Origin of the sequence: Clostridium sp. KNHs214, from assembly GCF_000744935.1 — a bacterium.
Lineage (GTDB): Bacteria > Bacillota > Clostridia > Clostridiales > Clostridiaceae > Haloimpatiens.
In genome coordinates, this window is sequence record NZ_JQMW01000011.1 from 736,931 (window position 1) to 755,725 (window position 18,795).

At 29.7% G+C, this 18,795-nt stretch carries 15 protein-coding genes; 3 read left to right on the forward strand and 12 right to left on the reverse strand.

Features of this window, described 5'->3' with window-relative positions; genetic code table 11:
- Positions 1 to 4 precede the first annotated feature (4 nt).
- The 8 genes from CC89_RS11965 to cdaA all read right to left on the reverse strand — a co-directional run bounded on the left by CC89_RS11965 (position 5) and on the right by cdaA (position 7,970).
- On the reverse strand, positions 5 to 223 hold the full coding sequence (locus CC89_RS11965; protein WP_035292407.1) for a 4Fe-4S dicluster domain-containing protein: 219 nt from the start codon (positions 221 to 223) through the stop codon (positions 5 to 7).
- 90 nt (positions 224 to 313) lie between these two features.
- Positions 314 to 979: a P-loop NTPase family protein gene (locus tag CC89_RS11970; protein ID WP_035292409.1), complete on the reverse strand. Its 666-nt coding sequence runs from the start codon at positions 977 to 979 to the stop codon at positions 314 to 316.
- 159 nt (positions 980 to 1,138) lie between these two features.
- Positions 1,139 to 2,209, reverse strand: coding sequence for a butyrate kinase (gene buk, locus CC89_RS11975; protein ID WP_035292410.1), 1,071 nt, complete (start codon positions 2,207 to 2,209; stop codon positions 1,139 to 1,141).
- Between the two features lie 40 nt (positions 2,210 to 2,249).
- Complete coding sequence (ptb, locus tag CC89_RS11980) at positions 2,250 to 3,167, reverse strand: phosphate butyryltransferase (protein WP_035292411.1); 918 nt, start codon at positions 3,165 to 3,167, stop codon at positions 2,250 to 2,252.
- Entirely contained in the window at positions 3,164 to 4,252 is a 1,089-nt protein-coding gene (gene buk, locus CC89_RS11985) for a butyrate kinase (RefSeq protein WP_035292412.1), read from the reverse strand. Before buk (CC89_RS11985) ends, ptb begins: the two co-directional genes overlap by 4 nt.
- Before the next feature lie 82 nt (positions 4,253 to 4,334).
- On the reverse strand, positions 4,335 to 5,936 hold the full coding sequence (locus tag CC89_RS11990; RefSeq protein WP_035292414.1) for an NAD(P)/FAD-dependent oxidoreductase: 1,602 nt from the start codon (positions 5,934 to 5,936) through the stop codon (positions 4,335 to 4,337).
- Positions 5,926 to 7,155 carry a CdaR family protein gene (locus CC89_RS11995; RefSeq protein ID WP_035292416.1) on the reverse strand — a complete coding sequence of 410 codons (1,230 nt, stop codon included), beginning with the start codon at positions 7,153 to 7,155 and terminating at the stop codon, positions 5,926 to 5,928. Before CC89_RS11995 ends, CC89_RS11990 begins: the two co-directional genes overlap by 11 nt.
- Positions 7,125 to 7,970 carry a diadenylate cyclase CdaA gene (cdaA, locus tag CC89_RS12000; RefSeq protein WP_035292418.1) on the reverse strand — a complete coding sequence of 282 codons (846 nt, stop codon included), beginning with the start codon at positions 7,968 to 7,970 and terminating at the stop codon, positions 7,125 to 7,127. Before cdaA ends, CC89_RS11995 begins: the two co-directional genes overlap by 31 nt.
- Before the next feature lie 172 nt (positions 7,971 to 8,142).
- Here cdaA and CC89_RS12005 point away from each other — a divergent pair, with 172 nt between their 5' ends.
- Together CC89_RS12005 and CC89_RS12010 are read left to right on the forward strand one after the other, a co-directional pair.
- Entirely contained in the window at positions 8,143 to 9,150 is a 1,008-nt protein-coding gene (locus CC89_RS12005; protein WP_035292419.1) for a hypothetical protein, read from the forward strand.
- A 538-nt stretch (positions 9,151 to 9,688) separates the two neighbouring features.
- The gene (locus CC89_RS12010) at positions 9,689 to 10,231 is read left to right on the forward strand and encodes a cell wall hydrolase (RefSeq protein WP_035292420.1); all 543 of its coding nucleotides are present in this window, start codon (positions 9,689 to 9,691) and stop codon (positions 10,229 to 10,231) included.
- A 76-nt stretch (positions 10,232 to 10,307) separates the two neighbouring features.
- Here CC89_RS12010 and CC89_RS12015 read toward each other — a convergent pair whose 3' ends face one another.
- The 4 genes from CC89_RS12015 to ptsP all read right to left on the reverse strand — a co-directional run bounded on the left by CC89_RS12015 (position 10,308) and on the right by ptsP (position 15,176).
- Positions 10,308 to 11,168 carry an NAD(P)/FAD-dependent oxidoreductase gene (locus CC89_RS12015; protein WP_035292421.1) on the reverse strand — a complete coding sequence of 287 codons (861 nt, stop codon included), beginning with the start codon at positions 11,166 to 11,168 and terminating at the stop codon, positions 10,308 to 10,310.
- Positions 11,169 to 11,468: 300 nt separating this feature from the next.
- The gene (trxA, locus tag CC89_RS12020; protein ID WP_035292424.1) at positions 11,469 to 11,786 is read right to left on the reverse strand and encodes a thioredoxin; all 318 of its coding nucleotides are present in this window, start codon (positions 11,784 to 11,786) and stop codon (positions 11,469 to 11,471) included.
- Between the two features lie 225 nt (positions 11,787 to 12,011).
- Positions 12,012 to 13,307, reverse strand: coding sequence for a tetratricopeptide repeat protein (locus CC89_RS12025; RefSeq protein ID WP_035292425.1), 1,296 nt, complete (start codon positions 13,305 to 13,307; stop codon positions 12,012 to 12,014).
- A gap of 240 nt (positions 13,308 to 13,547) precedes the next feature.
- Positions 13,548 to 15,176 (reverse strand): phosphoenolpyruvate--protein phosphotransferase, encoded by a 1,629-nt coding sequence (gene ptsP, locus CC89_RS12030; protein WP_185750755.1) that lies wholly within the window; start codon positions 15,174 to 15,176, stop codon positions 13,548 to 13,550.
- Positions 15,177 to 15,753: 577 nt separating this feature from the next.
- Here ptsP and CC89_RS12035 point away from each other — a divergent pair.
- Positions 15,754 to 17,754, forward strand: a complete 2,001-nt coding sequence (locus CC89_RS12035; RefSeq protein WP_035292427.1) for a sigma 54-interacting transcriptional regulator — start codon at positions 15,754 to 15,756, stop codon at positions 17,752 to 17,754.
- Positions 17,755 to 18,795: the final 1,041 nt, after the last annotated feature.

Here is an 18,795-nt window from a genome sequence, read left to right on the forward strand (position 1 = left end):
TTAATTATTTTTCTTCTTTTTCAACTGTTATTACAGCGTCTGGGCACATTCTTCCACAAGAAGCACATCCTATACATTCTTTCATTTTTTCTTCTGTAACTGTTGCTGGATGATAGCCCTTTACATTCATTTTGTCAGAAAATGATATTATTTTCTTAGGACAAGCTTCTATACAGTTGCCACACCCTTTACATCTCTCTTCTCTGAAAGTTACTCTTGGCATAACACTACCCCCTTTGTATATTTAATTTATATTTCCAAAATTATTAATAATAATATTACTGCAAATTTTCTGAATCATTTGATTAAATTTTTACCTCCAAGGTGGTTTCATAAATATATCTAATCCATAAACTTCTACATTCACCTTGTCTCTAATTTCTTCTACCAAATCTTTTCTGCAGGTTAAATATTTATAAGGTATATTTAGCTTTTTAGATAATTCCATGGTTTTTTCATGTCCTTCTAGCACATGATGAATTTCTGTTTCATAGGACAAATTAGTATTAGCTATTAAACCAGTTACTTTTAATCTTGAAGCTATCTCTATATCTCTTATGAATTCTTCTGTATCCTCTGACTCCTTAGTTAAAGGTCTGTTATTATTAATTACAAAATACATTTGATAACCATATTGTCTGAAATATCTATTATACTGTCCTAGTGCTATAGCTCCTTGATCATCTCCACCAACATCAATTATTACCTCATGGTCATTATCATCATTGAAAGCAGTCATCACTTCTGAAGGTACAACCATTAGCTCTGCATTAACATACTCTGGATTAGAACATACAACTTTTATTCCTTTTTCTTCTAATTCTTTTTTTAAATCTCTTACACAAAAATAAGGATTTACTATGTCGATGTCTACAATTGTTACCTTTTTACCTTTACTTTTTAAATCTAGTGCTGCATTTATTGCTATTTCTGTTTTACCACTGCCAAAATGACCGGTAAAGATTCTTATATTGCTCATGCACATCAACTCTCTTTTTAAAATTTAGTTTATTCTTCACTTATACTTTACACCTATTTAATAACGTTTACAATAGATAAATTGTTTCCATTTATATTTCAAATAATACATGTTATCCTATAGAATGTCTTAATTTTTTAATTATAGTTAACAATATCTCTATTTATATTCTCTAGCTTCCTCTTCACCATTTAAAACTCTAAGACCGCCTTGTGCCAAAGCTAGAAGCTCATCTTCTCCTGGATAAACAACTATTGATGATATAAATTCTACTTTCTCTTTTATAGCCTTTTGCATATCTTTACTATATGCTATACCACCTGTTAATATTATAGCATCTACTTTACCACATAGTACTGCAGCACATTTTCCTATTTCTTTGGCTACTTGATAAGCCATTGCATCAAATAATAATTTATACTTTTTATCTCCGGCAACTGCTTTATCTCCTACTTCTTTAGCATTATTTGTACCTAAGTATGCTACAAATCCGCCTTTTCCATTGATTTTTTTCCTCATTTCTTCTAATGTATATTTACCACTAAAACACATTTTAGTAAGATCTGCTACCGGAAGTCCTCCAGATCTTTCTGGTGAAAATGGTCCTTCTCCATCTAATGCATTATTAACATCCACTACTCTGCCATTTTTATGAGCACCAACAGAAATTCCGCCGCCCATGTGAGCCACTATTAAATTTAATTCTTCATATTTCTTTCCCTTTTCTTTTGCATATCTTTTAGCTACTGCCTTCTGGTTCAATGCGTGAAATATACTCTTTCTTTCTATTTCTGGCATACCTGATATTCTTGCCACTTCATCCATTTCATCTACAACCACAGGATCTACTATGAAAGAAGGAATATTTAAGGATTTGGCAATCTCATTTGCAAGTATTCCACCTAAATTTGATGCATGCTGTCCCTGCACTCCAACTTTTAAATCCTCAAGCATTCTTTCATTTACACTGTATGTACCGCCTTCTATAGGTTTTAAAAGCCCTCCTCTTCCAACTACAGCACTTAAAGTGTTTATATGAAAATTCTTTTCCTTTAATACTTTTAATATTACCTCTTTTCTGAAATTTAACTGTTCAAATATAGAACTATATTTACCTATTTCTTCAGCAGAATGTCTCAAAGTCTCTTCTAATATTTGATTTTCATCTTCATATACACCTATTTTGGTTGATGTAGAACCTGGATTTATTATTAATAACTTATATGACATAACTTACTCCCCCATATTAATATTTTCAATTTATTTTAATTTAATTATTCTTCTTTAAAAGTTCTGCCACAAGTGCTGCTAAAGCTATTGAATTTAATTTTGTTTCTTCGCTATCTGCTCTTGAAGTCAATACAACTGGAGCAGAAGTTCCAACTAAAAGTCCACCATTTTTACTATCAGTTGTGTAAGTTAATGTTTTATACATGACATTTCCTGCTTCAATATTTGGCATTAGCACTATATCCGCCTGTCCAGCTACTGGTCCTGAAACCTTTTTATGTTTTGCAGCTTCTTCAGAAATAGCATTATCAAGTCCTAAAGGTCCATCTACAACGCATCCTTTTATTTGACCTCTATCACTCATTTTTGCAAGAGTTGCTGCATCTAAAGTAGCTGGCATATTAGGATTAACTACTTCTACAGCGCATATTGGTGCTACCTTTGGACATTCTATTCCTACAGAATGAGCTACTTTAACTGCGTTATTTACTATGTCCACTTTTTCTTTAAGTTCTGGATACATATTAAATGCTGCATCTGTTAAAAACAATAATCTATCTAATGTAGGTATTTGAAACACTGCTACATGTGACATCAATCTTCCTGTTCTAAGACCAACTTCTTTATTTAATACAGCTCTTAAAAAATTAGCTGTATCTACAAGTCCCTTCATAACCATATCTGCTTTCTTTGAAGATACTAATTCTACAGCTTTCAATGCGGCCTTCTTGTAATCCTTTTCATCTACTATATCATAGTCCGCCATATTCATTCCTATTTTTGTTCCAATGGAGATTATTTCCTCCTTATCTCCAACTAATATAGCATCTGCAATTCCATTCTCCTTTGCATTTTTAATAGCGATAAGAACTGGCTCATCTTGTGCCACTGCCACAGATACTATTTTTCTTTCTATACTTTTAGCTTTTTGTAAAACCTCATCAAAATTCTTTATCATTTTATCTGCACCTCTTTCTCATAAATTTTAGCCTTTTCTTCTCCATTTATAACTCTTAATGCCCCCTGTGCTAAAGCTAGCATCTCATCTTCTCCAGGTACTACCTGCACTGGGGCAATAAATCCTACCATTTCACTTATCCAATCTACTATTTTCTTATCATAAGCCACTCCACCAGTTAGAATTATCCCATCTAACTTACCATTTAAAACAGTTGCCATAGCTGCTATTTCTTTAGCTATTTGATAAGCAAAAGCTTTAAATACCAACAATGCCTTTTTATCTCCAGCTTCTATCATTTTCTCCACTTTTCTAGCATCATTAGTTCCTAAATACCCTACTAATCCACCTTCACCAATAATTTTTTTCTTAAATTGTTTTGCATCATACTTATTGCTAAAAATTAATTTAACCACGTCTCCTACTGGAAGTCCAGCTGCTCTTTCTGGTGAAAAGGGTCCCTCTTCATTAGCATTGTTGCAATCTAATATTCTTCCATTTTTAATTGGTGAAACAGTTATTCCACCACCTATATGTGCCACTACGAAACTACTATCTGAAAAAGATTTGTTTAGCTTCTTACACACCCTTCTAGTAACAGCTTTCACATTTAAAGCATGAACTAAAGATCTCCTTGGAATCTCTGGGAGACCTGATATTCTAGCTACTTCTTCTACTTCATCTACTGCTACTGGATCAACGATAAAAGAATTAACTCCTGCTTTTTTTCCTATTTCCTCAGCTATAATCCCACCTAAATTTGAAGCATGCTGTCCTTGATATCCTAATTTTAAATCTTCAAGCATAGCCTCTGTAACTTTATAGGTTCCACCGGGCATAGGTCTTAAAAGCCCACCTCTGCCTACTACTCCTTGAATTTCTTCTAACTTTATATTATTTTCTTCTAGCCATTTCAATATCATATCTGTTCTCATGTTTTTTTGATCATAAATTCTATCATATTTTTTTATTTCTTCTGAATCATGAGAAAGACTATGTGATAAAACACACTTTTCACCTTGATATATAGCTATTTTGGTAGAGGTAGAGCCCGGATTAATTGCTAAAACATATTTTCTGTCCATAATTACATAACCCCCTATAATAATTTCCCCACTATTTTTATTTTAACAAAAATTCTGAATAAAATCTATTTTTTCATAAAAATTAAATATATGGTTTGTATTCCTTCATAATATTTTCTGCAACTTTAAGTCCATCCACTGCCGCTGATACTATACCACCAGCATATCCTGCTCCTTCTCCTGCAGGATAAATACCTTTTACAGATATACTCTCCAAGTTTTCATTTCTCTCAATTCTCAAAGGAGCTGAAGTCCTAGTTTCTATACCTGTTAATAAAGTATCCTCTGCTGCAAAACCCTGTATTTTTCTATCAAAGTCCTTAAATCCTTCCTTCATGGTATCCACCACATACTTAGGTAAACATTCTCTTAAATCTGCAAAATTATACCCTGGTGTATATGTAGGCTTTACCCTGCCCAGCTTACTGCTCTTTTGATCTTTAAAAAAATCTCCTAATAGCTGTAGTGGAGCAATATATCCCCCTCCACCTGCCTTATAAGCCAAGCCCTCATAATGTCTTTGAAATTCCATTCCACTTAAAGGATTATCTGAGCTAAAATCCTTCGGTCCAACAGAAACAACTATTGCTGAATTTGAATTTTGCTTATCTCTTTTGTAATAACTCATTCCATTTGTCACTAATTTGCCCTCTTCTGAAGCTGCAGCCACCACTTCACCACCAGGGCACATACAAAAGCTATAAACAGACCTATTTGTATTCTTACTAGTATAACTCAATCTATAATCTGCCGCCTTTAACCTAGGATGATTAGCATATTTTCCATACTGATTTATACTTATAAACTCTTGTAAATGTTCTACCCTAACCCCTATAGCAAAAGCTTTCGGGGACATAAATATATTTTTGTTATATAACATGGTATATGTATCTCTTGAACTGTGCCCTATGGCTAATATTAGTGCTTCACAGGGTATTTTTTCTCCATTTACTATAGCACATTTTATTTTACCATTTTCCATTACTATATCCTGAAGTAAGCTATTAAATCTAATCTCCCCACCTAGTTCCATTATTCTTTCTCTTATATTTTTAACTACTATTTTTAATATGTCTGTTCCTATATGGGGTTTGCCCTTATATATAATTTCTTCTGGCGCTCCATATTTAACGAATTTTTCTAATATATAGTCACACCTATTATCTTTTATTCTAGTAGTCAATTTTCCATCTGAAAAAGTTCCTGCACCACCTTCACCAAATTGCACATTAGAATTTAAATTTAAATTACCACTTCTCCAAAACTCATTAACAGATTCAGTTCTTTCTTCTACTTTTTCACCTCTTTCTAGTATAATGGGTTTATATCCATTTTCAGCCATAATGAGACCGGCAAACATCCCTGCCGGTCCCATACCTACAATTATTGGTCTATTAGATAATTTTTTATTTCCAAAAGTTATTTGATCATCGTATACTTTATCTTCAAGCTTAACATCTTTATTATTGGCCTTAGCCACTACCTTTTTTTCTTTTTCACAATCTACTTCTACAGTGTAGTTAAATCTTATATTATCTTTTTTTCTAGCATCTATAGATTCTCTAATTATTTTAAAACTTTCTATGTCCTTTTCTCTTAACTTTAGCTTTTTTAGAGCCTTTTCTTTAACTATGCTTATGTCCTCATCTATATCTAATACTATATTGTTTATTCTAATTCCCATTAGTTTTGCCCACTTCCTTCTTTTTGATTGTTACATTAATTGTTTGTGGATTGTATGAAATACTTTTTATATCATTAGGTAACTCTATTTTAACCGGTATATTATGAGCACCCTCCCCTAATGAATTAAGATCTACAGAACAATTCACATCTGTATTTTTAAGGGACTTTATCTTATCATCATTTCCTGACACTATAACTGAAACTTCCTTTGGGTTTAAAACCGCTTCTAAATTCTCCTTTAGGTTTTTAACATTAACTTTTAAAGAAATACTTTTCTGAATTACAGTATTGTAAGTTATTTTAACTTTAACGTTTCCCTTATAAGATACTTTTATACCTTCTGGAATTCTTAATGGTATTTCAACAATTCCACCACTATTTACATTATTTAAATCAATTTCTTCCGTAAGTATTTTTTCTATTTTTTTTAGTCTATATTCATCTCCTGAAATAGATACACTTTCCGGAATAATAGATACCCCAGTAGGGAACTTGCCCTTGGAAGACTTAATATTTGCTTCTATTGGAACATACTTTGTTTTATCTTTATCTAAAGTAATTTTAATTCTTACCTCATTAGGCTCCACAGAAACGTAATCCACTCTATTTCCTGATATGTCCACTGGTTTTACCTTATATGTTCCATCTATACTTTTCTCTTCATTTGTCAAATCCATATCCACATCAACTGAAGTTACATAATTTATATATTGTTCTGCTCCACTAACTGTAACATTAGATGGAGTAACTAGCGGTGTTGAAGTTTTAAATCCATTTTTAGCCTGCCCCTTAATATTTAATTTTACTGGCACCTTCTTTTGTGAAAAATTATCCAATTGCATTTTAACCCATAAACTTTCTGGATTTATTATACTTATATTACTTGGTGAACTTTTTACTTCAACAGGTATCTTCATAGTTCCTTTTTTTAGTGCATAGCTGCTCATATCTGCTTCTAGTTTAAATGACGATGTTTTCAAAGCATAAATGTCACTCGTAGCACCCTTTACTGTTATATTTACCATGTAACTTTGTTTAGGCAATTGTACTAAATTATATTGTGACAGTACATCTTTATTTATAATATTCACTTTAACATTCCTTATAACCGTGGTCTTTATAGGATTTTCAATATTAGATATATAAAGCCATAATCCAAAGGCAACAATTAAACAACATACTTTAATTATGAAGTCTTTTCTTCTCTTTTTATCCATCCCTTCACCTTCTCTTTAAAAGAAATCTTTTTCTTCTTTCTAAATTGCATTATCTTTATCAATATATCTTTCAGCTTATCTTTGTCATAATTTCGTGTTAATCCACCATTGACAGCTAAAGAAATAGTTCCTGTTTCTTCAGACACAATTATAGTTAAGGCATCTGAATTTTCCGATATGCCTATAGCTGCCCTATGTCTTGTACCTAATTTTTTATTTATATTGTTATTATTTGTAAGAGGAAGAACACATCCTGAACACACTATTCTATCGTTTCTTATTATTGTAGCTCCATCATGTAATGGAGTATTTACAACAAAAATATTTTCTAAAAGAGCTGAACTAACAATGGCATCTATCTTTGTCCCTGTATTAATTATTTCTCCTAAACCAGTTCTTTGTTCTATAACAATTAGGGCTCCAGTTTTACTTTCAGATAGATTTTCTACTGCCGTTACTACTTCAGTAATAACCTTATCCATAGTTTCATCATCTTCTATTATGTGTTTATCAAAAGTACTTCTCCCTATGTGTTCAAGTGCTCTTCTGATTTCTGGTTGAAAGATAACAACAAAGGTAAGTAAACCTATAGGCAATGTTTTGTTTAAAATCCAATTGAGCATATCTAAATGTAAAAAACTGCTTACAGGTATCATTAAAAATATAAGAATTATCCCTTTAAGAAGTTGCTCTGCCCTAGTCTCCTTTATTAAATTATATATTTTATAAAATATATACGCCACTACAATTATATCTAATAAGGAAATTATGTTTATATCCTTAATAGTTTTAATTATTATATTAAATGCCTGCATATTTCCACCTTCTTCTACTACATTATTCTATTATATTCTTATAATACAATTATACACTATGAGAATTATTTATAGTATAAAAAACATAAACTAAATTACACTAAAATAATTAGAATATTATATGATTTGTGATAATATAAAAGTATAAATGATATATAAGGAGGGAACATCTATGGAAAACAAATCTAAAGGTACTTTAATAAAAATTTCTATTATATCAGGAATTATAGCAATCATAACTCTAGTTTTTTTTGCTACATATTATTTTTCCATAAATAAATCCTTTAACGGTTATGAAAGTAATATAGATACTATTGTAAATTCTATAAATAAAGTTAATTCTGATATAGAAAAATTAAATACAAATGATAAGTTTGACCCAAAAACTATATCAGAAAGTCTATGGGGAAAAACAAAACTTCTAAATGACATAAAAAACAAATTGAACAATATAACTCCTCCAGCAAAATACAAAGATTCTTATAATTATTTGATGAAGGGCTTAAACCAAAATATATCCACATATAATTATTTAATCAATTTGTTGAAAGCCCCTACAAACAGTAATTATCAAAAAAATATTGACAATATAAAGTATTCCTATAGGGAATGTGAAAAATACTACTCATCATTCACAATGAAAAATATAACCTTAAATAGGCCAAAATCAGTAGAAAACCTTATAAATACATCTATTAATTATACTTATGAAGAATTTAAGAAATACCGTGATAAAGAAATTTCTCAAAATCAAATAACAGATTTCTCCGAAAAAATAGATACGGTTTATACCAATTTCTCAAAAATAAAAAAAGATTACTTTAATCTAGTACCAGAAGCTAGAGTAAATAAAATAAATTACGATGATTTATTAGGAAAAATAGATGTAGATTTGTCAGAAATAAAAAAAATCAGCAAGGATTTATATGCCATAAGTATTCCTGAAAGGCAAGCAGGCATTTATAATTCTTTAAAAACATTATTAAATGACTACCAAGATTATTTAGAAAACTTTAAATATACGGTTAGTATAGAACAAATTAAAATTAAAAATGATAATGTTGACATGGAATCATTGAATTCTTTATATAACACTTCAAATGCTAAGCTAGCAAATGTAAATATTGACATAGAAAATTTCACTAATCTATATAAAGAATTGAAAAAATCTCTCTATTAAAAAATTATATGATTATCCCACAAAAAGCATTACATTACCTGAATTATGAAATTTCTCTGGAATGACTTGCATAAGAAGCGAAGGAACTGTTTAAATTTAATTTTAGAAATTCTTCTTTTAGACAGATAAAATTATCGTAAGCCTGGCAAGGACGCCAGGCTAGCGAACCTGAGGCAGGACGCTGAATGTGAGCGTTAGATAATTTTATATGGCTAAAAGATTAGAATTTCTTAAATTAAATTTATTGTTCCGAGCTCTTATGCAAGTCATGGAGGAGAAATTTCATAATTCCATCACATTATACCTTATTGTGGTTTAATCATTATATAAATTTCAACCCCAATTATACTGGTATAATTGGGGTTTTATTCATAAAGTAATAAAATAATACAAAATTTCATAAAATTTTTGTATTATTTTTTTCTAGTGGGGAATAATATCAATAAATTCACCTTATGTGAATTTATAATAGTCTATTTACTAGACTTTCACCTTTTCCTATTGCCATATATTTTGCAAGAATAAAAGGAGGAAAAAAATGAAAAAGTTTAAAGCTTTTCTTTTAATCTTCGTCTTATGTCTTGGACTAACAAAGGCCGAAGTACTAGGTAAGGAAAGCGTACCACTAGAACATGAAAATTCTACTAAAAATTTATACAAAGAAGAAAAAAAAGGATTGGTGGCGGTTTTTAATGACAAGAAGGCTTATTATATTAGTAATGACGACATCTTTTTAATGTCTCAAGTAGTTTATGCTGAAAGTCGAGGGGAGCCCTATGATGGAAAAGTAGCAGTAGCTTCTGTTATATTAAATAGATTAGTTAGTCCTGATTTTCCAAACTCTGTAGCGGGGGTTGTAAAACAAAAGAATGCCTTTTCCTGTGTGAAAAATGGCAAAATTGATATAACCCCGGATGATGAAAGTTACCGTGCAGTATTAGATGCATTAAAAGGAAAAGATCCTACTTCTAAAGCTGTATTCTTTTATAATCCCAAAATAGCTACCTGTTCTTGGATGAAGAACATAAATAAAAAAAATACTAAGTCCATAGGAAATCATGTATTTTTTGCAGTTAAATAAAAGATTCACAAATTTCACAAACAGAAGTGGCTGTATCAAAGTGATTAAAGATCACCTTGATACAGCCACTTCTATATTATTTCCATGCGTCTAATAAACTTACAGCTTTCAACGCTGCTACTTGACCTTCTCCAGCCGATTTCATATACGCATAAGGTTTTCCTACACAATCTCCACAAGCAAAGCATCCGGGTATATTGGTTTGCATATTTTTATCCACCTTAATATGCCCCTCTTCCATTTCTAATCCAGGAACTAGCTGACTTGGTGGAACACTATCCTTTAATGGAAATACACCGTCAGTTTCTATATCCCTATTTTTCAGTACTAATTTTCTCACCTTTAAATCTCCTGCTACTTCTAAAGGAGTGTCTTTTATAATTTCTACAGTACCCCTTAAGCCATACTGGCCGTTATACATAGGAATATAATAGACCTTAGATGCTAGCTCAGAAACAAAATTAGCTTCTTCCTCAGCTTCTTTATTATATCCTATTATGCTTACTACTTTATTTCTATATAAAGGTGCATCACAAGTAGCACAATAACCAACACCTCTGCCTAAAAATTCTTCCTCACCCTTTAGAGGCCTTGTGAACTCTATGCCTGTTGCTAAGATAACAGTCTTAGCCTCATAAGTATTGTCCCCTGCCATTAATGCAAAGTACTCACCCATAGCATACACATTGTTTATTCTTTCAAATTTTATATTTATACCCATAGATTTTATATGATTTTCAAATTGTTTTTTAAGCTCTTGGCCATTTATGCTATAAAAGCCTAAATAATTGTTTATCTTTGGAGCCTTTATAAGTTTATTACTAAAATTTTGATTTCCAAATATTATTATTTTTTTATTTCTAATTTGGGCATTAATAGCTGCAGACAAACCTGCAGGTCCGCTACCTATTATAGCTATATCATATCTATCATTCATATGCTTTATTCACTTCCTTTTATGTGAACTATGGTCTCCAAATACCACCGATAAAAATTATCTTTTTTCATAAAACTTATAAAATAAAAATTTAATATTTAAAATTTAAAATTAAAAACTTAGAATGAAGGATAAAACTCCTTTAAGGAAGTTTTTCAAAATATAAATTGAAAAAATCCCCTAGTAATTTCAATCTTCATTCTAAATTTTACATTCCAAATTTTAAATTAAAAACGTTTGTTCATCTAATAAGAACTTGAAATTCATGTGGGAAAGTTGAGTTAATTATCTGCATCTATATTAAATATGTGATTTTAATATTTTCATTATTTCATTTTTAGGTCTAAAACCTACCATATTTCCAACTACAGAGCCACTTTTAAACACCATTACTGTTGGTATACTTGCTATTCCGTATTTTTGAGCTATATCTGGATTCTCATCTACATTTACTTTAACAAACTTAGCTTTACCAGTTAATTCATTAGAAACGTCTTCTATAACTGGACCTAACATTCTACATGGTCCACACCAAGTTGCCCAAAAATCTACTACTACTGGAACATTTTCTTCCATAACCTCTGTATTAAAATTCATTGAACTTATTTCCTTAACCATATTATCCCTCCTTATACCCCTGCGGGGTATCCTTGTACTTATATTTTATTACTTACTATTTACAAAGTCAAGCATATTTTAGTTACTTTTTTATAATATACTTACACATTTTTACTAATAACATACATCTATATTCCGATTATCCCACAATAAGTATTACATTACTTGAATTATGAAATTTCATAATTCCATCACATTGTACCCTTTTGTGGTTTAATCATATTGTTATTTTTCATTAAGTATATCATTTATCCTAGAATTATTGTAAATTGAACTAGCATGGGAACTCTTTAATTCCTGAGCATATTTTTTAGCTAAATTAATGTCATTAAATCTATTTAATATAGCAAGTTTATATAATACCACTTCTTCATAATTTCCATTTTTGTATTTACTTCTATATTGATTGTAATATACCAGCGAATTTTGTATATCCTCCTCTTTTTCATAGGTTGTAGCTAAAAAATATAAAATATGCTCATCTAAATAATTATTGTTGGAGAATTTTTTAGCTCTTAATAAATTCTCTTTTGCTTCTTTTATTTTATTATTTTTATTCTCATCTAAAGCTTTTTCATAGAAAAACTTTACTCCTTCACTTTTTAATAACTCTACACTTTTATGATATGCTAATTTTTCATTTACAGTCAATGGTTCTTCTTTAATATTTTCTATATAGCTATATATTTTGTAGAAATCTTTTGCATTTATATAACCATTTAATGTATTCAAATCAAATACTTGCTTTTGTATATCACCAGCTTTTGCATAATTAACATTTTTATCCTTAGTTTTAGAACTACTTTTATTTTGTAAATTCTTTTGCTGATTTTGTACTTTATCTTTATTTTTATCTTCACTTTTTTCTTTATACTCTTTTTTCGTATATATTTTTTGTGAATTATTACCTTTATTTTTATTAAAGTAACTCCTGCATCCAATAATTATAGGTACACTTACTATAAAAATTAATATTATTGATAAGTAAATAATTTCTTTTTTATAATTCTTTTTAATAACTCCATATTCCTGAAGCATTTTTTTACTTTTAAGAGCTGCCACATTTCTCCGATCCATAGATAGTACCTTATCTATATGATTCTCACTTTGTTTATAATCACCCTTTTTTATATAACAGCCTGCTATATAATTATTTAAATTTATAAAATTAAAATCACTTTGTTCACATTGAGTAAAAATTTCTAGAGAATCCTTTATTTTTATTTCATCATAAAGTTTTACTCCTTTTATGTATAAAGCTAGCCTTTCTTTATCCATTTTACTATCTTGTAAATATTTTTTAGATACCATGTCTCCATTATATTTATAATTTATATTCCACATTTTTTGGGCATTACCTAATTCTCCTTTAAAATAATAAAGTAAGCCCATAAAATTCAATGTAGAACTATTTTTATTATTATACTGTAAGCTTTTTTTTCCTATAATTAACGCTTTATCTACATGCCCTTTTTCAAAAGCTTTAACAGCTTTTCTATAAAATTTAGATGACTTGTCCATTTTGCACCTCTTAACATTTGTAATACTTTTTTATCCGATGGTTATCTACTATAATACTCCATCTGAAACTTAAACCTTTGATTATATATTAACATATAATCGTGTTATCATGTATATCCTTAAGATATGGTTACAAATAAACTATGCAATATTCAATCAAAATATCACTATTAAAAATACAGAATTTAATGCAAAAAAACCTAGGCTAATACTTAACCTAGGTTGCATCATTTCTTTATTCTATTTTACTTCTGTTTCCATTATTATCTGTTTAGCATTCAATATAGAAGTAGCACTCATAGAAAACTCATCTAAGTCATATTCCACTAGCAAAGGTATAACCCTTTCATCTCCTGCCACTTCTCCACACATTCCACACCATTTACCCGCTCTGTGGGCAGCATCTATTGTGTTCTTTATTAAAGCTAATACTGCTGGATGCGTTGGGTCATATAAATATGACACCTTTTCATTCATTCTATCTGCAGCTAATGTGTATTGAATTAAATCATTTGTTCCTATACTGAAAAAGTCTGCGTGTTTAGCAAATTCATCTGCAGCTATGGCAGCAGCTGGTATTTCTACCATCATACCTACTTCTAAATTTGCATTGAATTCTTTTCCTTCAACTTTTAACTCTTCCATGCATTCTTTAAGTACTCCCTTAGCATCTAAAAATTCAGATACTGAAGATATCATAGGGAACATTATCTTAATATTTCCATAAGCCGCTGCTCTCAATAAAGCTCTTAATTGAACCTTAAATATATCTTTTCTGTCTAAGCATAGTCTTATAGCTCTGTACCCTAAGAAAGGGTTCATTTCTTCTGGCAATGGTAAGTATGAAAGCTTTTTATCTCCACCAATATCCAGAGTTCTTATTACAACAGGTTTTCCATCTAATTTTTCCGCTACATATTTATAAGATTCAAACTGTTCTTCTTCTGTTGGCATATCATTTCTATCCATGTATAGGAACTCTGTTCTAAATAGTCCTACTCCATCTCCACCATTTTCTATAACTTGATGTACATCCTCTGGCTTTCCTATGTTTCCAACTACTTCAACACGTTTTCCTGCTTTTGTTACTGTTTCAACACTTATTAATTTTTTAAGCGCTTCTTGCTCTCCTTGGAATTTATCCTTCTTCCCCTCATAAGTTTTTATTGTTTCTTCACTTGGATTAATCTCTACTATTCCTTCTATACCATCAACTATAACTAAGTCTCCATCTTTAACTTCTTCAGTTATATTCTGAAGTCCTACTACTGCTGGTATTTCAAGTGTTCTTGCCATTATAGCACTGTGAGAAGTTCTTCCTCCTATATTGGTTAAGAAAGCGATTACTTTGCTCTTATCTAACTGTGCTGTGTCTGATGGTGTTAAATCATGAGCCACTACTACAGTATTTTCTTCTATATCACTTAAATCTCCAGAAGTTACTCCTAATAAATTCTTTAGTATTCTATCTCCTACATCCTTAACATCTGCTGCTCTTTCTCTCATGTACTCATCTTCCATAGCTGCAAATATGCCCATATACATGTCAACTACATCCTTGAGAGCTTTTTCAGCATTTACACTTGCTGATTCTATATTCATCTCTATGGCACCAGTGAATTCAGGATCATCTAAAAGCATCATATGACTTTCAAAAACTGCTGCCTTATCCTTTCCCACTTCTTTTTCTGCTTTTTCCTTTATTTTAGTTAATTGCTCTCTTGATGCCTCAGCTGCATCTTTTAATCTTTGCTTTTCTGCTATTATATCCTCAATCTTTTTCTCTACAACATTTAGCTCTTGTTCCTTTTTTATAACAACCTTTCCTATAGCATATCCTTTTGATGCTGAAATACCTTTTTTCAACATATAAAATTCCTCCTAAGCATTTCCTATTAATAAAAATTAAAATTTAATAAATTTTACGTCAATTTAAACTTTTGTATAAATTAAAGCAAAATGCATGCCAAAGCAGATTTCTATAAAATTTCAATATGCATTTATTTTTTATATACACTTATATTCTACATATTTCTGCAATTTATTTATCTTTTTAAATAATTCTTTATTACTACTATGTATTTATGATAGAATCTATATATTGATAAAATTTATCAAGCCATTTTTATTAATATAGTAGTTTTTCTATTATAATTCTTTTAAATTTATAATTTAATTGTAGTTGAACTCTATTTAACTTGGCTTTTATTAAAATAATAGTATGATTAACCCACAAAAAGTATTACATTACTTGAATTATGAAATTTCTATAGAATGAGTTGCATAAGAAGCGAAGGAACTATTTAAACTTCATGGTTGATAAATTTTATCATATATATTTGTCTTTTTGATAAAATTTATCAAGTATTCTGATTAAATTTTAATAATAAGTATCAAAAGTATCAAAGATTTATTTAAACAATTTCTTATGAAAGGAGATTTATAATTGCCTAAAAAAACTTTAACAGTAAATATAATTGAGGGAATTCATACTAGAATAGCTGCTTCAATTGTATTAAAAGCTTCAGAATTAAAATCTAAATATAATATAAATCTTTTTATAAAAAAAAGTAATTCCTCATCAGATCCCTTTGCTATAAGTATGCTAGCCCTTCTTTCTTTAAAAATACAAAAGGGTGAAACCATTGAGATATCTTGCAATAATGATTCTGATATTGGTTATCAAGCTGTAAATGAAATGTTTAACTTTATAAACTTTGAGTTAAATTCAGATAATACTATGTCTAAACTTGACGCTATTATAGAAGAAAATACTATTGCAAATGAACAAATAATAAATAATATCCCTATAGGAATAATCGTTATAGATTCAAATTGCCATATAGTTAAAATAAATCAATATGCATTAAATTTAATATATAGCTCTGAAAAAAAAGTGTATGGCAAATATATAAAAGATATAATCCCTACATCAGAACTTCCATCAGTAGTTGAAAATAAAAGTCATCAAATAGGTCAAATTCAACACATAAATGACAACATTACTATAACCAATAGCGCACCAATTTTAGGTAAAAACAATGAAATATTAGGGGCCATCAGTATATTCCAAGATATATCCGAAGTCATAGGTATAGAAGAATTAAATGAAAAATTTATAAAAATATTAGAAGCATCACATGACTTAATTTGTTTCGTAGATGAATATAGAAAAATTAGTTATTTAAATCCTGCTTATGAAAAGCATTTTAACATAAATAAGAATTTTATTCTAGGCGCAGATTTAATAGATATATCACCTAATGGACTTAGAATAAAAGTTTTTAATACAAAGAAAAAATTAGAAAAGTTCTTTCATAAAAAAGATAACCAAGAAGTAGTTTCAACTATAGAACCTATATTTATTGATGATAAATTTAAAGGGATAATCTCCATATCAAAGCCTATTAATGAAATGAAAGAATTAGTTAGTAAATTAGAGAAATCTGAAGAAGAACTTAATTATTATAAAGACGAAATACGAAGACAATCTCTATTAAATTCCTCCTTTAAAGAAATCATCGGCAACAGTGGTTCTTTACGTGATGTACTATATATTGCAGAAAAAGCTTCTGATTCTACTTCTACAGTTTTAATAAGGGGAGAAAGCGGAACTGGAAAAGAACTTATAGCCAAAGCTATTCATTACAATAGCCCCAGAAAAAACAATGCTTTAGTAAGAGTAAATTGTGCCGCTATTCCTGAAAATCTTTTAGAAAGTGAGCTTTTTGGATACGAAAAAGGTGCTTTTACAGGAGCTATTAAAAGTAAACCTGGTAAATTTAATTTAGCAGATGGTGGAACAATCTTTTTAGATGAAATAGGAGATATGCCCATAAGTATGCAGGCAAAACTTCTTAGAGTACTTCAAGACATGGAATTTGAAAGTGTAGGAGGCTTAAAAACTCAAAAGGTCGATGTGAGAATTATTGCTGCTACTAACAGAGATTTGGAAACTATGATAAAGAATGGTGAATTTAGAGAAGATTTATATTATAGATTAAATGTTATTAATATACCACTTCCCCCTCTTAGAGGAAGAAAAGAAGATATAAGTCTTTTAGTAGAACACTTTATACAAAAATTAAATAGTAAACTTAATAAAAATATAAAAGGTATTACAAACGACTGCATTATTTATCTAGAAAAATACCACTGGCCTGGCAATATACGAGAGCTAGAAAATATAATTGAAAGAGCTATCAATATGTGTAATGGGGATCTAATAACTTTAAATGACCTGCCTTTTCATATTAGAAGTATAGATAATAAAGAAGAAAAACTGATTAATTTAGTTAATGGAGATTTATTGCCTTTAGAAGAATATGAAAAAGAAATTATAAAAATAGCCATGAAAAAATATAAAAGCTTTAATAAGGCAGGGAAAGCCCTTGGCATTACTCACAGAACTGTATCACTAAAATGTAAAAAATATGGCATAACATAAGAAGATTGTGAAGAAAGTGCAATAAAAAAATCTGTCTTTAAGTCCACAATAAATATATTTTCTTAGACTACTCGCAATACGCCAAGAAATTCTAATGTTTTCAAATTTTAATACCCTAAAGCTTTCAAACTCGCTTCTGGCGGCGCTCAAACATGAAAGCTTCTTAACGGGCATTAAAATTTGAAAACAAAGAATTTCTAAGACTAGCTCAATAGTCTAAGAAAATATATTTATTGTTACCTTAAAGACAGATTTTTCAGTTCATGCATAGGCTATCAGAGGATGAATACAGCTGACTAAAGGATGATTTTCCTCCGCTTCGCTATGGAAAATCTTTAATTAGATAAAAAACGTAAAATGAAAAAAGCTAAAATTATTTCATTAAATAAAATAGTTTTAGCTTTTCTCTTTAGCGCTTTAAAAATCTTTTATTGGCGGCAGCCAGCGTAAATACGTAGGCATAATTAGGATTTATATATAAGAATATATAACTTTAATTGTTGGATAAATAAGAACTTGTAGATAAGAAGTAAGAGCTCTTACCTGGTCTACACTACAAATTTAAGATTTATATAAATCAATGCCTCACGGCAAAATATATTAGGCCTTATTTAGTGCTTTATAAAGTTTTTTTGGCGTAAGCTTGTTGCTTTATAATGAATGATCGACATATATGTTAAGAAACATATATATGTATTATAACAACAAATTCCAACATCTAGAAACTAAAACCTAGTACTAAAAAACATTTGATGACTAAGGATTTATATTAGTCCCAAAATGATTTAGTGGCAGTTCTTAATTCTCAGGCGGAGTTTATTTAGGCTGGCTATCGCCAATAAAAGATTTTTAAGCCTTTAAAGAAAAGCTATAACTACTCCATTTAATGAAACAGTTATAGCTTTTTTGCTATCCCATTTATTTAATTAAAGATTTTCTGTAGCGTAGCGGAGGAAAATCCTCCTTTAGTAGGCTTCCTCTCCAACCATAAACATATTAAACTAAAAATCTGATTTTAATGTAGTAATAAATGTGGAATTG

Excerpts from the sequence above, each read along its gene's own strand:
- CC89_RS11965 (WP_035292407.1), bottom strand. The coding sequence starts at position 223 with ATGCCAAGAGTAACTTTCAGAGAAGAGAGATGTAAAGGGTGTGGCAAC.
- CC89_RS11970 (WP_035292409.1), bottom strand. The coding sequence starts at position 979 with ATGAGCAATATAAGAATCTTTACCGGTCATTTTGGCAGTGGTAAAACA.
- buk (WP_035292410.1), bottom strand. The coding sequence starts at position 2,209 with ATGTCATATAAGTTATTAATAATAAATCCAGGTTCTACATCAACCAAA.
- ptb (WP_035292411.1), bottom strand. The coding sequence starts at position 3,167 with ATGATAAAGAATTTTGATGAGGTTTTACAAAAAGCTAAAAGTATAGAA.
- buk (WP_035292412.1), bottom strand. The coding sequence starts at position 4,252 with ATGGACAGAAAATATGTTTTAGCAATTAATCCGGGCTCTACCTCTACC.
- CC89_RS11990 (WP_035292414.1), bottom strand. The coding sequence starts at position 5,936 with ATGGGAATTAGAATAAACAATATAGTATTAGATATAGATGAGGACATA.
- CC89_RS11995 (WP_035292416.1), bottom strand. The coding sequence starts at position 7,155 with ATGGATAAAAAGAGAAGAAAAGACTTCATAATTAAAGTATGTTGTTTA.
- cdaA (WP_035292418.1), bottom strand. The coding sequence starts at position 7,970 with ATGCAGGCATTTAATATAATAATTAAAACTATTAAGGATATAAACATA.
- CC89_RS12005 (WP_035292419.1), top strand. The coding sequence starts at position 8,143 with ATGGAAAACAAATCTAAAGGTACTTTAATAAAAATTTCTATTATATCA.
- CC89_RS12010 (WP_035292420.1), top strand. The coding sequence starts at position 9,689 with ATGAAAAAGTTTAAAGCTTTTCTTTTAATCTTCGTCTTATGTCTTGGA.
- CC89_RS12015 (WP_035292421.1), bottom strand. The coding sequence starts at position 11,168 with ATGAATGATAGATATGATATAGCTATAATAGGTAGCGGACCTGCAGGT.
- trxA (WP_035292424.1), bottom strand. The coding sequence starts at position 11,786 with ATGGTTAAGGAAATAAGTTCAATGAATTTTAATACAGAGGTTATGGAA.
- CC89_RS12025 (WP_035292425.1), bottom strand. The coding sequence starts at position 13,307 with ATGGACAAGTCATCTAAATTTTATAGAAAAGCTGTTAAAGCTTTTGAA.
- ptsP (WP_185750755.1), bottom strand. The coding sequence starts at position 15,176 with ATGTTGAAAAAAGGTATTTCAGCATCAAAAGGATATGCTATAGGAAAG.